The sequence below is a fragment of the Sulfobacillus harzensis genome, assembly GCF_012933365.1.
Taxonomy (GTDB): Bacteria; Bacillota; Sulfobacillia; order Sulfobacillales; family Sulfobacillaceae; genus Sulfobacillus_B; species Sulfobacillus_B harzensis.
The window spans coordinates 93,911-107,685 of the sequence record NZ_JABBVZ010000002.1; the positions used below are offsets into that span (position 1 = coordinate 93,911).

General features: G+C 58.3%; 13 protein-coding genes. 9 read left to right on the plus strand and 4 right to left on the minus strand.

Annotation, left to right across the window (positions count from 1 at the left end; genetic code table 11):
- The first annotated feature begins 2 nt into the window (after window positions 1-2).
- The 3 genes from lipB to HIJ39_RS01180 all read left to right on the plus strand — a co-directional run bounded on the left by lipB (window position 3) and on the right by HIJ39_RS01180 (window position 2,619).
- Entirely contained in the window at window positions 3-692 is a 690-nt protein-coding gene (gene lipB / locus HIJ39_RS01170) for a lipoyl(octanoyl) transferase LipB (protein ID WP_169095830.1), read from the plus strand.
- A 21-nt stretch (window positions 693-713) separates the two neighbouring features.
- Window positions 714-1,436 (plus strand): VIT1/CCC1 transporter family protein, encoded by a 723-nt coding sequence (locus tag HIJ39_RS01175; RefSeq protein ID WP_169095832.1) that lies wholly within the window; start codon window positions 714-716, stop codon window positions 1,434-1,436.
- 124 nt (window positions 1,437-1,560) lie between these two features.
- A complete protein-coding gene (locus tag HIJ39_RS01180; protein WP_169095834.1) occupies window positions 1,561-2,619 on the plus strand; it encodes a molybdopterin-dependent oxidoreductase in 1,059 nt (352 codons plus the stop codon).
- Here HIJ39_RS01180 and HIJ39_RS01185 read toward each other — a convergent pair.
- Window positions 2,616-4,721: a transglycosylase domain-containing protein gene (locus HIJ39_RS01185; protein ID WP_338055039.1), complete on the minus strand. Its 2,106-nt coding sequence runs from the start codon at window positions 4,719-4,721 to the stop codon at window positions 2,616-2,618. The two genes, HIJ39_RS01180 and HIJ39_RS01185, sit on opposite strands and share 4 nt — an antisense overlap.
- A gap of 166 nt (window positions 4,722-4,887) precedes the next feature.
- Between HIJ39_RS01185 and HIJ39_RS01190 the strand changes: the two genes are divergently transcribed.
- From HIJ39_RS01190 to HIJ39_RS01210, 5 genes are read left to right on the plus strand one after another with little or no spacing between them, the layout of a single operon-like run.
- A complete protein-coding gene (locus HIJ39_RS01190; protein ID WP_169095836.1) occupies window positions 4,888-5,349 on the plus strand; it encodes a pyruvoyl-dependent arginine decarboxylase in 462 nt (153 codons plus the stop codon).
- Window positions 5,350-5,362: 13 nt separating this feature from the next.
- A complete protein-coding gene (gene speE, locus HIJ39_RS01195) occupies window positions 5,363-6,193 on the plus strand; it encodes a polyamine aminopropyltransferase (protein ID WP_169095838.1) in 831 nt (276 codons plus the stop codon).
- Window positions 6,190-7,053: an agmatinase gene (gene speB, locus HIJ39_RS01200; protein WP_169095840.1), complete on the plus strand. Its 864-nt coding sequence runs from the start codon at window positions 6,190-6,192 to the stop codon at window positions 7,051-7,053. The genes speE and speB overlap by 4 nt, the downstream gene beginning before the upstream one ends.
- 15 nt (window positions 7,054-7,068) lie before the next feature.
- Window positions 7,069-8,739, plus strand: coding sequence for an arginine--tRNA ligase (argS, locus tag HIJ39_RS01205; protein WP_169095842.1), 1,671 nt, complete (start codon window positions 7,069-7,071; stop codon window positions 8,737-8,739).
- A complete protein-coding gene (locus tag HIJ39_RS01210) occupies window positions 8,739-10,049 on the plus strand; it encodes an AAA family ATPase (protein ID WP_169095844.1) in 1,311 nt (436 codons plus the stop codon). Before argS ends, HIJ39_RS01210 begins: the two co-directional genes overlap by 1 nt.
- 103 nt (window positions 10,050-10,152) lie before the next feature.
- On the opposite strand, the gene HIJ39_RS01215 is transcribed toward HIJ39_RS01210, so the two are convergent.
- Window positions 10,153-10,737, minus strand: coding sequence for an HNH endonuclease (locus tag HIJ39_RS01215; RefSeq protein ID WP_169095868.1), 585 nt, complete (start codon window positions 10,735-10,737; stop codon window positions 10,153-10,155).
- Window positions 10,738-10,830: 93 nt separating this feature from the next.
- A complete protein-coding gene (locus tag HIJ39_RS24860) occupies window positions 10,831-12,330 on the minus strand; it encodes a nitrilase-related carbon-nitrogen hydrolase (protein ID WP_169095846.1) in 1,500 nt (499 codons plus the stop codon).
- Between the two features lie 85 nt (window positions 12,331-12,415).
- On the opposite strand from HIJ39_RS24860, the gene HIJ39_RS01225 reads away from it, so the two are divergent.
- A complete protein-coding gene (locus HIJ39_RS01225; RefSeq protein ID WP_169095848.1) occupies window positions 12,416-12,655 on the plus strand; it encodes a sulfurtransferase TusA family protein in 240 nt (79 codons plus the stop codon).
- Here the strand turns inward: HIJ39_RS01225 and HIJ39_RS01230 are convergent.
- Entirely contained in the window at window positions 12,555-13,691 is a 1,137-nt protein-coding gene (locus HIJ39_RS01230; RefSeq protein WP_207711386.1) for a nitrilase-related carbon-nitrogen hydrolase, read from the minus strand. The two genes, HIJ39_RS01225 and HIJ39_RS01230, sit on opposite strands and share 101 nt — an antisense overlap.
- Between the last annotated feature and the right edge of the window lie 84 nt (window positions 13,692-13,775).

A 13,775-nucleotide genomic window follows, 5' to 3' on the forward strand; every position in this document is an offset into this window, starting at 1 on the left:
GAATGCCAGAGGCCAATCTCATTCATTTGGGCCGCATGGCCTATGGCGAGGCTTGGAACTTGCAGCGGGCGGTGGGAGAACGGGTACGAAAGGGAGAGTTAGCGGACACCCTGCTGTTGGTGGAACATCCTCCGGTATACACGGTAGGCCGCGGGGCTCACGGCTCGCTGGCCAATCTGCTTTGGGGCGAAGCCGAACGGAAGCGTGAAGGCATTGAACTCTATGACGTGGATCGCGGTGGCGATATCACCTATCATGGACCCGGTCAGTTGGTGGGCTATCCCATTTTAAACTTGACCCGTTACGGCCGGGATTTGCACCAGTATCTACGTCAGTTGGAAGAGGCTCTGATCCGTGCGCTTTCAGATTTTGGGATTCAGGCGGAAAGACTTCCACCCCATACCGGCGTTTGGGTGGGGAATGAGAAAATTGCCGCCATTGGCGTGAAGGCCAGCCATTGGATTTCGCAACATGGCTTCGCGCTCAATGTGGACCCGAATTTAACCCATTTCACCGGCATCATTCCCTGCGGGATTGATGATAAAGGGGTTACCTCCATGCGACGCGTGTTGGCCCGGGAGATTAACCTCGCGGAAGTCGTACCGACCGTTGAAAAAAGGCTCGCGGACGTGTTTGAATGGGATTACCGTCCCATGGCGCTCGAGTCGTTGATGACAGCCCTGGCCACCTAAGTCCAAGCAAGGGGTGAGGAGATGCTGCCAAATACTATCATGGGTCACTCTGAGACCAAAGTTCACACGCCGCGGGCCCGCTCTATCCGCGAGGTGGTGTTTGGCGTGAATGACGGTTTGGTGTCCATCACGGGCATTATTGTCGGTGTGACCGCCTCCCACCTATCTTCACATCAAATCATTATCGCGGGACTGGCAGCCGTAGCTGCCGCGGCGGTCTCGATGGGCCTAGGTCAATATTTGTCCACGGTGGCGCAAAATGAGTACTTCTTGGCCGAGCGTCAACGGGAGTATCGGGAAGTGGCAGAGCTTCCCCATGAGGAACGGGCTGAGGTCGAAGGCATTTATCGCGCTCAAGGATTTAGCTCTGACGAGATAAAAATATTGACCGCCCGGGTTACTGCGGATCCGGATCGCTGGGTTGATTTCATGATGAAAGAAGAACTGGGGATTTTGCTGGATTCGCTGGACAATCCCTGGACCACGGCAGTGGTGATGGGGTTGGCCGTGATTGCCGGCGCGGCGCCTCCGATATTGCCGTATCTCCTAATTCCCTCGGCCCATACGGCGGAAATTTGGGCCATTTGTCTGGCGGTTCTCACCGCCTTTGGGCTGGGCGTGCTAAAGGCGAGGGTGGCGAAGTCGTCATGGTGGAAGAGCGGGATCCAATTTCTTCTCGTCACCGCCGCCGCGGTGGTGGTGGGGATGGCGGGCGGTCATCTGCTCGGTCAATGGTTCGGATAGATTGGTCGGTTGACCCTCTTCTTTGCGCCCTGTTGGACGACTTGGCGCAGGAGGAGGCGGAAGCTGGGGCTCAGTGGTTCCCACCCGAAGCGGAGTGGATGGCGCGAAAGGGCCAGGCGCCGGCATGAGCTTTCGCAAGCGCCATTGGCGCCACGTCGTGGTTTTGGGGCTAATCGTCCTCACTGGTTTTGCGCTCTTTTTGAGCAGCTGGCGGAGGGCGGTGGGCCCTTTTTTTGCCATTGTGCAATGGATTCACATTGGCGGTGGCATCTTATACGGGGTGGCCTTGATCGGATGGGTGCGGGTTTTCTACCCGTGGCCCCGGTCGGGGCGCACCGCCTTTGGCGGCTGGATTTACTTTCTTTTGATAATGCTCTTGATCAGTGGGGCGGGTCTATTGGTGGGCCCATCGCCTACGCGCGCCGTAGCGACGGTGGTTCATGGCCTGGCCGCCTTGATTTTGATCGTGTGGACCATATGGCATCTTCTAACCCGACTGCCCATCTGGCGCGACCCATCCGGTCAGTTCCATATCTCGCGCCGCCGAGCGCTCCGATGGCTTGCTGGCGCGATTGTGGCCACGCCGGTGGTTTTGGGTGTGCCCACGCTCGCCAAAATGGTTAGTGGCCGGCTCGTAGGGGCGGGAAAGAATAGCGACGCCTTGCCTGGATTTGTCCCCTACACGGTTGTAAACGGATTTCCCGATATTCCCCGCCGGCATTGGCGCCTCCATGTCCTAGGCTTACCCCGGTCGACGATGCTCGATTGGGAGCAATACCAAACCCTGCCGCGCCGGCGTGTGGATATCAATTTTCACTGTGTAACCGGGTGGGTGGTGCCCCACGTGACCTTTGAGGGCGTGGATTTAGAAGCGTTTTTAATCTCGTTGGGCTGGGACCGGCAAGAACATCCATGGGTCACATTCTTTTCTGGGGATGGCGTGTATACTGATACCCTGAATGCCGATCAGATTGCCGAATATCGGCCGCTGCTGGCCGATCGCATTGACGGCCAGCCGCTTCCCCGCGCCCAGGGGTTCCCCGTCAGGCTCTTGGTCCCGCATATGTATGGCTATAAATCCGTAAAGTGGCTGGTCGGCATTCACGTCTCCAAGACCGCCTCGCCGGGTTTTTGGGAGCAGCGCGGCTACCCCCAGAACGCCTACCTCGGCTCTTATCTTTAAGGAATGCCGTTCAAGATGGACTTCAAAATATTGGCTGCGCTATTGCCCGCGCTCTTTTTCAGTCCCGGATTCACCGAACCGCCGTTGCCGTTCGACCCGCATCCCGGACTCACCTTGGTTGGCTCATGGCCGCGGATGTAGAACTCGCGGTAGGTTGTACAGCACCCATTGGAGAGAAGCCCCGTCTTCAAGCAGACGTTTCGCGTTACGATGCCGTTGGGACGGCTGAAGTGCACCATCGGTTGATTCGCCAGCGCGTCAGCCATGAAGTGTGCCCAAATGGGACCGGCGCCCCGATCTCCCGTGAGCCCTACCGGGCTGTCGTTGTCATTGCCAACCCAGACGGCGGCCGTCAGCTGGGGGGTAAAGCCGACCAGCCAGGCGTCCCGTTGCTTAGAGGACGTGCCGGTTTTGGCCGCGGCTGGACGTCCTCCCAAAATGGGCTCCAAGTCCCGCGCCGTGCCCACAGGGCTCAAGAGCGGCGCATGGAACAATTGGTTGACGACGTAGGCGACTTGAGGCGTTATGACCCGGGTTAGCTTCGGGGCCGCCGTGTACAACACCTGCCCGTTGGCATTGGTGACTTTAAGTACCCCGATGGGGTGCACACGATATCCGCCGTTGGCCAAGGGAGCCACGGCCCGGGCCATTTCAAACGGCGTCACCGACGATGACCCTAAAGCGGTGGTCAGGTTGTCGGCCAAGGGACTGGTAATACCCATTTGGTGGGCCATGGCGATCATCGCCGGAGGACCCACGGTATCCATCCATTTGGTGGCGACAATATTGTCCGAGAGCGCGATGGCTCGCCGAATGGGCAACGGGCCGTTATACACGTGGCCGTAGTTGTGCGGCACATAGTAACTGCCGTTGCCGGACGGGAACTTTACCGGGGCGGAGTCCTTCACCGCTGAGGTGGAATAGCCGTTGTTAATAACCGTGGTATACAAAAAATATTTCATGGTTGATCCGGGCTGACGGGCTGCTAAAGTGGCCCGGTCGTACTGCGAGTTGGCGTAGTTGTCTCCGCCTACGAGCGCTTCCACATAGCCGTTTTTCGGATTGATGGCGACGAGGGCCGCCTGAGGCTCGTAGACCCCATTAACCTTGCCGTTGATAGGCGCATAGTTGGCAACGTCGCTCTGGGCAGCTTGCTGCATGTGCCAATCCATGGTGGTGATGACGCGATAGCCGCCCGTATACAGGTTCTTTCCCACGCGGGGATCGATGGCTTTCAATTGCTCGGCGACAAACTGGGTAAAATAGGGCGCACGATCCCCCATTGGGGTAGTGCTGTTGAGATTAAGGGGGCTGGCCTCCGCCCTCCGGGCTTCCGCGGGACTGATGTAATGCAGCTTGGCCATTTGTTCCAGCACCAGGTTCCGGCGGGCCATGGCTGCGCCCGGATGGACCAGAGGATCATAATAGCTTGGGGCATTCACCAAGCCAGCCAGGAGAGCCGACTCCGCAAGCGTATCCTGGGTGACGCTGTGTCCAAAGTAGCGTTCGGAGGCAGCTTGTGCACCATAGGCCCCTTCGCCAAAATAGACGTCATTGAGGTACATCGTGAGGATTTGCCGCCGCGAGTAAATGGTCGAAAGTTTCAAGCTGATAAAAAGTTCTTTGAATTTCCGGGTGAAGGTTCGACGGTCCGTCAAGTATAAGTTCTTCGCAAGTTGTTGCGTAATGGTGCTTCCGCCTTGCAAAATTTTGCCGCGACTTAAGTCAAGCAGGGCTGCGCGAGTGATACCCACCGGATCGACGGCCGGTTCGATCCAAAAGGTGTCGTCTTCAATGGCGACTAGCGCATTTTGGAGATGTGCGGGGATTTCCTGATAGGTGACCGGCATCCGGTTTACGGTGGAATAAATTACACTGACCAGATGGCCATGCTGATCATAGATCGTGGTGTCGGCGGGCAGATTGGGCGCGGGCATAAATATCCAAGCGGTCGGAATGAGCACCGCTCCGATGCCAATGACCAGGGCTGGCAGACTAATCATAGCGCCGGTATTCGCCAAACGGCGCGTTATCCGTCGCCACCGCTCTCGAAAAAAGCCGCTGCTTGGCGGTTTGCTGTGTCGTCCATGCCGCTGATCCACGCTCCGCCTCCTTTCAGATATCTGTCGATTAGTATGGCAAGCCGGGGGATGCCTAATCTGTCAATTTCGTGTAAAGAAGGCCTAATTTCGGAGAGACTAGGATTTGAGTTGCCTTATTGGAAGCGTCTGCTATAATAGCCAAGACTATGGGTTAGGAGGCAAGTGCGTGTTACCCACACCACGTAAATTTACCGTCATGGCGGGCGCCGCCGAAGGTCCAACTCGGTTGAACGCCTTTGATAATGCTCTGTTGGCGGCGGGCATTGGAAATTTAAATCTGCTTCGGGTGAGTTCCATCTTACCCCCGAATGCAGAACATATCGAGAAGTTTGAGGCGGTTCCGGGGAGCTTGATGCCTACAGCTTACGGCACCATTACGTCGGAGGAGCCGGGAACGTTGATTGCGGCAGCGGTGGCCGTCGGCATCGGTCGTCCCGATGAGTATGGGGTGATCATGGAATTTTCCGGACACTGTACTCAGGAAGAGGCGGCACGCACCGTGGAGCAAATGGCTCGTGACGCGTTTCGGTCGCGGGGACGGGACATTGAGCGGGTCATGGTGCGCGCGGTGGAGCATCGCGTGCAATCGATCGGATGCGCCTTCGCAGCTGTGGCGCTCTGGTACTAGTGGAGGGAATACGGTGACGAAGCGGCAAACCTGGTTTACGGAATATCAAACAGACTCGCTGAGCCTGGGCCTTCGCATCGAACAAATCCTTAAGGCAGAAGAAACCGCTTTCCAGGACTTGCTGGTCGCGGAGACGGAAACCTATGGTCGGCTTTTGGCGCTGGATGGGGCCGTCCAAACGACGGACAAAGACGAGTTTGTTTATCACGAAATGATTACCCACGTTCCGCTTTTCATGTTGGATGCCCCACGTAAGGTCGCCGTGATTGGCGGCGGCGATGGCGGGGCGATTCGGGAAATTTTAAAGCACCAGACGGTGCAAGAAGCGCACTTGGTGGAGATCGATCAGGCGGTGGTCGAGGCCGCACGAGAATTCTTCCCGGCGATTTCTAGCGCGCTATCTGATCCGCGGGCCTATGTTCACTATGTTGACGGCATCGAGTGGGTAAAAAGTGCTCGGGATTTTGACGTCATCGTTGTCGACTCCACTGACCCGGTGGGGCCGGCCAAGGGTCTGTTTCAGGCGGAATTTTATCAAAGCATCGCCAAGGCATTGAGCCCTCAGGGCATTCTGGTGGCGCAGTCGGAATCGCCCTTCCTGCATCAGTCATTGATTCGTCAAATGAAGGCTGGAATGCAGACCGCCTTCTCCGACGTGCGGCTGTACTTGGCCGCCATTCCCACCTATCCCAGTGGATTCTGGAGCTTTTTGATGGCCTCCAAGACGCCTCCCAGCGTGTCTCGCCGGCTAAACGAGGACGCCATCGAAACGCGGTATTGGACGCCCGCCATTCAGCATGCCTGCTTCGTCCTGCCAAAGTTTGTGGAGGACATCGTCCGATGAGCGGGTTTAGCCGTACGGATCGTTTTTTGGGCATGAATGCTTCAGGGGGCGCGGCGGATGTTATTTATTTCGGGATTCCCATGGACTTTACCGTGTCCTTTCAACCCGGCTCCCGCTTTGGCCCGGCGCGCGTGCGGGAAGCATCCTATGCTATCGAGACCTATTCTCTGGCACAGGATCGCGACCTGGAGGACGTTGCCATTCATGATGCCGGTGACCTAGAGCTTCCGTTTGGCAACGTATCGGAGAGTTTGGCGCGTATCTATGATGCCGCGGATGGAGTGCTGGAACAGGGCTGCCGCTTCTTTGCCCTAGGCGGCGAACACTTGGTGAGCCTTCCTTTGGTCGAGGCGGTCATCAAACGCTATCCCGATCTCGCCGTTGTCCACTTCGATGCCCACGCCGATTTAAGAGACGACTATTTGGGGGAAAAGCTATCTCATGCTACGGTGCTCCGGCGCATCACGGAGCTTTTGCGTCCGAAGAGCCTCTATCAGTTTGGGATTCGGTCCGCCACCCGTGAAGAGGTCGCGTTTGCCAAAGAGCATGGTCATTTTCATCCCCATGAGGTGCTTCGCCCGCTGAGCGAGCGACTTTCCGAGTTGAAGGGACGCCCCATCTATGTCACCATAGATATCGATGTAATCGATCCCGCGTTTATGCCGGGGACGGGGACCCCAGAGCCGGGCGGCATTTCTTCCGGCGAGGCCTTGGAGGCCGTGCGCTTGTTGCGCGAACTGGACGTTGTGTCGATGGATTTGGTGGAAGCCATGCCCGCCCATGATCTATCCCAGCGTTCCGCGGTTTTGGCCGCCAAGCTGGTACGGGAAGGGCTGTTGGCCATGACGACGAGAGTTTAGTTAGGAGGTCGCGCGATGCCTGCTGTATCGCGGCTGGACGAGGCCCGCCAAGAGATTCGGCGGGTCATTCTTGATTTTCTGGAGAAGGCCGGGCTTCCCGGACTGGATGAACTGGTCCGACTCGATGTGCCCACGGAAAGCGGCCATGGGGATTTGACCACCAGCTTTGCATTGAAAGTGGCGAGCCGCACCAAGCAAGCCCCACGCGCGCTGTTGCAGCGGCTGGTAGATGGGTGGCCGTCGCTTCCCATGGTGGAAGCGGTGGAGATCGCCGGCCCAGGATTTTTGAATTTTACGCTTAACACCGCCTGGTTGGCAGAAGTGGTCAACCAGGTGCGCGCCAATCCTGGGCACTATGGAGATAGCGATGCCGGGCAGCATCAAAAAGTCCTGCTGGAATATGTGTCGGCCAACCCCACCGGGCCCATGGTGGTGGTCAGTGGCCGTGCCGCCGCCGTGGGCGACACGTTGGCCCGAGTCATGGCGGCCGCCGGATTTCACGTCTCTCGCGAATTCTATGTGAATGACGCCGGCAATCAGATTGCCACGTTAGGACATGCCCTGGCGCTTCGCTTGCGGGAGTTGGGTGGTGAGGACGTGGAATCCGCGTGGCCGGAAAAGGTGTATCCGGGGGACTATGTCAAAGATTTGGCTCGCGCCTATATCGAAGAGAATCCCGAACTGGATGCCCGCGGGTTGACCGAAGACGATTATCCAGATTTGGGATCATGGGCAGCGGAACGCATCCGGAAGGGCCACGAAGAGACGCTGCGCGCCTTCCGGGTGGAATTCGACCAGTGGTTTTCCGAACGCTCGTTGAGAGAGGCGGGGGCGCCCGAGTCGGTTATCGATCGACTGCGCGAGCGTGGATATATCGTCGAGCGGGATGGAGCGTTGTGGTTTACCTCCACAATGTTCGGCGACGACAAAGATCGCGTCATGGTGAAATCTGATGGCAGCTACACCTACTTCGTGCCCGATGCCGCCTACCACGCCGGAAAGTTTGATCGCGGCTACGATTTTGTCATCGACCTGTTGGGTCCCGACCATCACGGTTATGTCAACCGCATGCGGGCGGTGGTCGAGGCGTTGGGGTACCCGCCAGAGCGGCTGGAGATTCTGATTGTCCAGTTGGTACGCCTGTTACGAGGCCATGAGCTGGTTCGGATGTCCAAACGCGGTGGGGATTTTGTGGCGTTGGAGGATTTAATTGAGGAAGCCGGTGTGGACCCAGCCCGCTTCTTCTTGTTGGAGCGGGCGCCGGAAACCCCCATGGATTTCGACTTAAACCTAGCCACGCTCAAAGGGTCGGACAATCCGGTGTACTATGTGCAATATGCCGGGGCGCGCATTCACAGCGTATTGAGACAGTGGCGGGCGCTTGGGGCCGATACCGTTCCGGTCAATTTGGCCCTCCTGACAGCACCAGAGGAACGCGAACTGGTGTTTTTGCTCGCTCGTTTCCCGGAGGTGATTGTACGGGTGGCCGAAGAACGGGCCCCGCAGCATCTGACCAAATTTATGACCGATTTAGCCGCCGCCTTTCACACGTTTTACCGCGCTCACCGCATTTTGGACGCGGAGGCGGGGGTGCGGCAGGCAAGGCTTGCGCTCATTGAGGCCGTGCTGGCTGTCAATACCCGCGGGTTGGCTCTGATGGGCATCAGCCAACCAGAGGAAATGTGATGTCTGATGAATCGCCGTCCGTTCTTCTAAACCGATGGTGGGATCAAGGGCTGCGCCTGGTCCACGTTGTGACCTGGGATGAAACGTTGCTGCTTCGGGAAGCGGAGGCGCTGGCTGAACGGCGGGCGGTGCCCTTGTGGGTGTGGAGCGCCGTGACGGGCCTCCGGCGTCCGGATGATGCGATTGGAGCGCAGTTGTCTCGCGACGTGGAAACGTTCCTGGAGAGGGCCTTGTCCGCTCCAGCAGGGATTGTGGTGGCCATGGACCTGCCGCTGGAGTCACTGTCTCCTCTTGCGCGGCGGGCCCTTCGGGACATCGCCACGCGCAAGGCTCCGGTGCTGCTCGTGGCGTCTTCCCCACCCGGCTACGATTTGCCCGATAGTCTTAGCCAATACAGCGTAAGCCTCGCACTAGGAGGCCCGTGGAGTCCTCAAATGGCCCATTGGCGACACGGTGCGGACGTGTCGCTCCGTCACCAGGCCGAAAGGCGGGCGGTGCAGGTCCCCGGCTTGGAGTTGGTGGAGCCCGCAGTGGATTGGGGCGGGGTGGGTGGACTTCACAAATTGAAAGCGTGGGTTGAGCGCCGGGCTCTGGCACTAAATCCTGATTTGCATCTCCCCTTTCCGCGCGGTGTGTTGCTCTATGGAGTGCCGGGTACAGGAAAAAGCTTGTCTGTTCAAGCTTTGGCGCGATCGTGGGATCGTCCGTTGCTGCGGCTGAATTGGGGGGGCTTGTTCGGTCGATACGTGGGGCAGTCGGAAGCTCAGCTGAGAGCCGCGCTGACGGCGGCGGAGGGTTTGGCGCCGGCGATCTTGTGGATTGACGAAATCGATAAGGGCGTGGGCACTGGCGATTCCGTGGAGGATGCGGGGGTCAGCCAGCGGATGCTGGGCTACCTTTTAACCTGGATGCACGAACACTCGTCACCGGTCTTGGTGGCCTGTACGGCCAATAGCTTGGATGGCCTGCCGGCGGAGCTGTGGCGGCCGGGCCGATTTGACGCACTGTTCTTCGTCGATTTGCCGGATGCGAATGCCCGGGAGGACATACTGCAAATTCACTTGGCGGCCGAGAACGTTCCCGATCGCACTGCCTTCCACGGCCTCGGCGCGCGCCTCGTGAATTTTTCCGGAGCGGATATTCAGGCGTTGGTCATTGAAGCCGAGTTTTTTGCCGCACAACAAGGGCGACCGCTCACGCCCGCCCTTCTTGAGGAGGTGGCGGCGGAATTCATCCCTTGGGCCCGGATGCTGCCGGAAGAAGTGGAGCGACGCCGCAATTGGGCTCAAGGTCGGCTCTCTCCGGCTTAAGGTTGAACTCCAGGAGAAGTTTCCGGATGCCGCTACGGGGTGCCATGAATGTTGTAAAGTCGTCAAGTTACCGGCGCTCTCGGCTAGGATCGGGACCCTAGGGTTAAGGCACAAAGTATTCGCCAAACGGTTTCATGTCCGGCTTGAGGCGAGTAATGGGCTCATCAGGCGGATCGGGACGGACCCAGTCGCTGGACGGCGCGTGATAGGCCACCCACACTTGTGCCTCCTCACGGCTAAGGCAGGATGACAGCGGACGGGTGAGAAGCGCTGCCTGCGCCTTGGCCAAGAGTTCCTCTTCGTGCGCCAAAATATCGCGAACCACCGGGTGGCGCGGTCGAAACCCGGTCCAGCGGACGAAGGTGGACGGCAAGGCATTGTTGCGGCTGTGATTGCAGGCGCGGCAGGCAATCACGCAGTTGTCCAGGGAGGTTTGCCCACCCCAGCAAATGGGGATCACATGCTCCAGCGTGGACCCCGGGCCCCCGCACCAGGCACACACCCATCCGTCCCGCTTTTGCACTTGGCGGTAAATGCGTCGGTGCGCCAGGGGACGGTAGTTCAGGTGCAGGACGCCGTCTTCGGACATGGTGGCCAAACCGTCACGAAGATTTTGTTCCGCTTTCTCCGGACTGCACGGCGTCAAGGGACGCCCGCCTAAATCAACGACCGGCACCTTGTTGTCCATCACTATGGGAGATTCCGAAAGGGCCGCCTCCTTCAATCCTTCATCGACAAAAAGATCTTCTCTTTAGTATATCACGTCTGCTCCCCCATCATCTCAACTCGGGCGGCGAAACGGATGGATTGAATCGCGTCCCCGACGCTCCTGGCCGTCGGGCTGAAAAAAGAGACTGCGCGCGTTCAAATTCACTAGCTTTTGAAACGCCTGTGGAGACATCTCCGACTCCAGTCTCTCAACTTTTTCCCACTCCTTATGGAAATCTTGGGCCAATCCGCCACTCCCAAACAGTACCCGATCCGGCCCCGCCGTGTGGATGGCTTCTTTAATCGCGCTTATAGGAGCCCGCGAGGTTTCTAGGTAGACGTGCGGGTGGCGTTCCGCTAACACCAATGCCTCTTCTAAATAGGGGGAGCGCTGGCCCATCGAATGAATGATGACGGGGACGGTGGAAAATTCCATCAAGAACTCGTCCCACAGGGCGGGACTGTCGAAACGCAAGGGAGCGGGTCCCGGTCCGCCATGCACGAGAAGCGGCTTGTGGGCCTCCGCCAGCACGCGGCCCAATTGGCGCACCGATTCGGCCCAGGGGAAGGCGCGGTCCATCCCCGGATATATGAATGCACCGCCTGCACCCTGGGCGAGCAATTGCTTCAAGTCCTCGGCATAGCCCGGGCGAGCAGGTGCCAACGCAATCCACCGTGGGTTGTCCCGTGCCATGGCCAACAATTCTTCCGCTACCCGGGCGGGCTCAGAGGAGGCGAGGAGCCCCCAGTCAACCAATACGCGCCGTTCGGCTTCCGGTCCGATGGCGCGCTTAACATCCAATGGCCGTCCGCCTAGTGGGCGCGCCAGCGGGATATAGGCGGAAATGTCGGTGACGCCGAGTTGAATAAGTGGCGCCTCCGGGTCTCCGGCAATGAGGATGGTTTCTTGCTCATCCGCCATACCCAAGACTCGGCCATGATCAGCGATGAGAGCGCCTCCGACGTAGGCGGAGCCGGAAAAGCGGCCAATTAGTGGCGCGACGACAACCATGCTGTGAATGTCTTGCGACCGCTGAATGGCGATTTCCTGAATCTGGTTGCGGTCCGCGATGGTTCGGGGATTGGCGGCCATGACCACTAAATCGGGGACCAGTTCACGCGTAGATTCCCAGACATCTGGATCGATGGCGTCCAGTCCCGGTAAAATAACAATACGGCCCCAACGGGTAGAAATGGCGCTGACGCTCGGCCCCGGCTCAAACCAAGGACGTTCCGTGGGTTGGAAGAGCAACTTGGCATGAGAACCGGCTAAGGTGCCGTCTGGCTCGATGACCAAAGACCGTTGTTGCTTTTTACCGCTTTCGGGTTCGAGAGCGCGAATGCTGCCGGTCACTACCATGACGTTGAGTTCGCGGGCGAGGCGGCCGATACGATCGGTGAGGCGGTTGGGCAAAACCTCCACCGGATTCAGACCAAGAAACCACTCCGGGAAGACCACGATATCCACCCCGCGGCTGGCGGCGTGGCGCATGTGATCGAGGGCGCGGTTCAGAGCGGAATCGACGTCCCGTATGTACGGAGCTTGGGAGACAGCAATGCGGGGAGTGGACACGAGCTCCCTCCTTCACAGGGAAGAATGCGATCGCGCCGATTATACCTAAATTAGGAATATTTGGCAACCATTGGAAGGTGATACTATGCAAGAAATTCAAGCATCGCGTATCTTGGATGCCAAAGGACTACCTTGCCCTTTGCCGATACTTAAGGTTAAACGGGAAATCACCGCCATTGAGGTCGGAGAAATTTTGGCCGTCTGGACCACGGATCCGGGCTCGCTTAACGACTTTCCGGCTTGGGCACGCGCGACCGGGCACGAAATCGTAAAAGCGGACGTGGGGTCGGCTCCGTACCGGTTTTGGCTGCGGCGAACGCATTAGACTCGGAAAAGTCCCACTCACTCTTCAGCACCATTTCGGCTTCGGGTCCCCGAACGGCTCCCGCTTCCACCAGCGTGGACACCGTCTCCCCGTTGCGGGCTAAAATACGGCTCGGACCATCAAAGTGAAGGTCGAGAAACTCCAGCAATAACTGCGGATTGATAATTACCTCGACGTGCTGGGCATGTTTCAACGCCGTCTGAGAGCCTTCTTGGTCCCACTGTTGGGCTCGGGTGCGTGGCGGGTGGCCGGGCGGGTCGAAGGGCCAAGCCTCGTCCCAGCGCCAGGGATTGGCGGATGGCTGAGCCACAAGTTGAACGCCCTGGGCATCCAGTGCCGCTAAGACATTTTGAAACGTCGGCTCGTGATCCGTGTGGGGACGCCAAAACGCGTCATAGCAGATCGCGGTGGCCATGGGAATGGAGGTTCCAGGAATATGAACCGCATCCAGGGCTTCGTCCAGCCGGCCTCGCGTGAGTTCTAGCACATCCTCTTGCGTAGGAACCAGGTTGACTTTTTTGGTACGGCTGAGCACGTGACCATCCGGTCCCACGGTGAAGCTTAAATTGTAAATTTTCGCGCTCCGCGGCATGTAGCTGTTGGTATCATACATCCAGCGACTTTCCGGGATAAGGGCTGAGCCGGCCACCACCGTCATTTGATAGTCGTGAGCTAGGCGGGACATGGTTCCGTGCCAGATGTGCCAGACCTTGGCGGCGCCGTTGGCAAAAAAGGCGCGCTTAGACCGTATGGTGCCATATTGCACCATGGTCCAGAGAATGCGCGGAAGCATTCGTTTGCCGAGGACGGTAAAGGCCTCATCCACGGTTTTTACCGAAGACAGAATGTCGGCGTGACCTTCCAAGAGCAAAAAAGTGGCTAGGTCCTCGGGGAACACAATGACCGCCGGTCTGTCGGCCGTGCGTTCCCGGGAGGCCGCTTGAAAGTACCGATCAATCTTGTGATAGAAGGCTTCCCGGGAGAGATAATCTTCGGGCTTCATCAAGGGTTGCACAGAAAATAGGTCGACAAGCATCGGTTTTCTCCCTTGAAAAAAGATTTGTTGTACCGTATTTAGGGCCTGAACTGACGCAACTACAACACATGTAGCGGTGGTCAG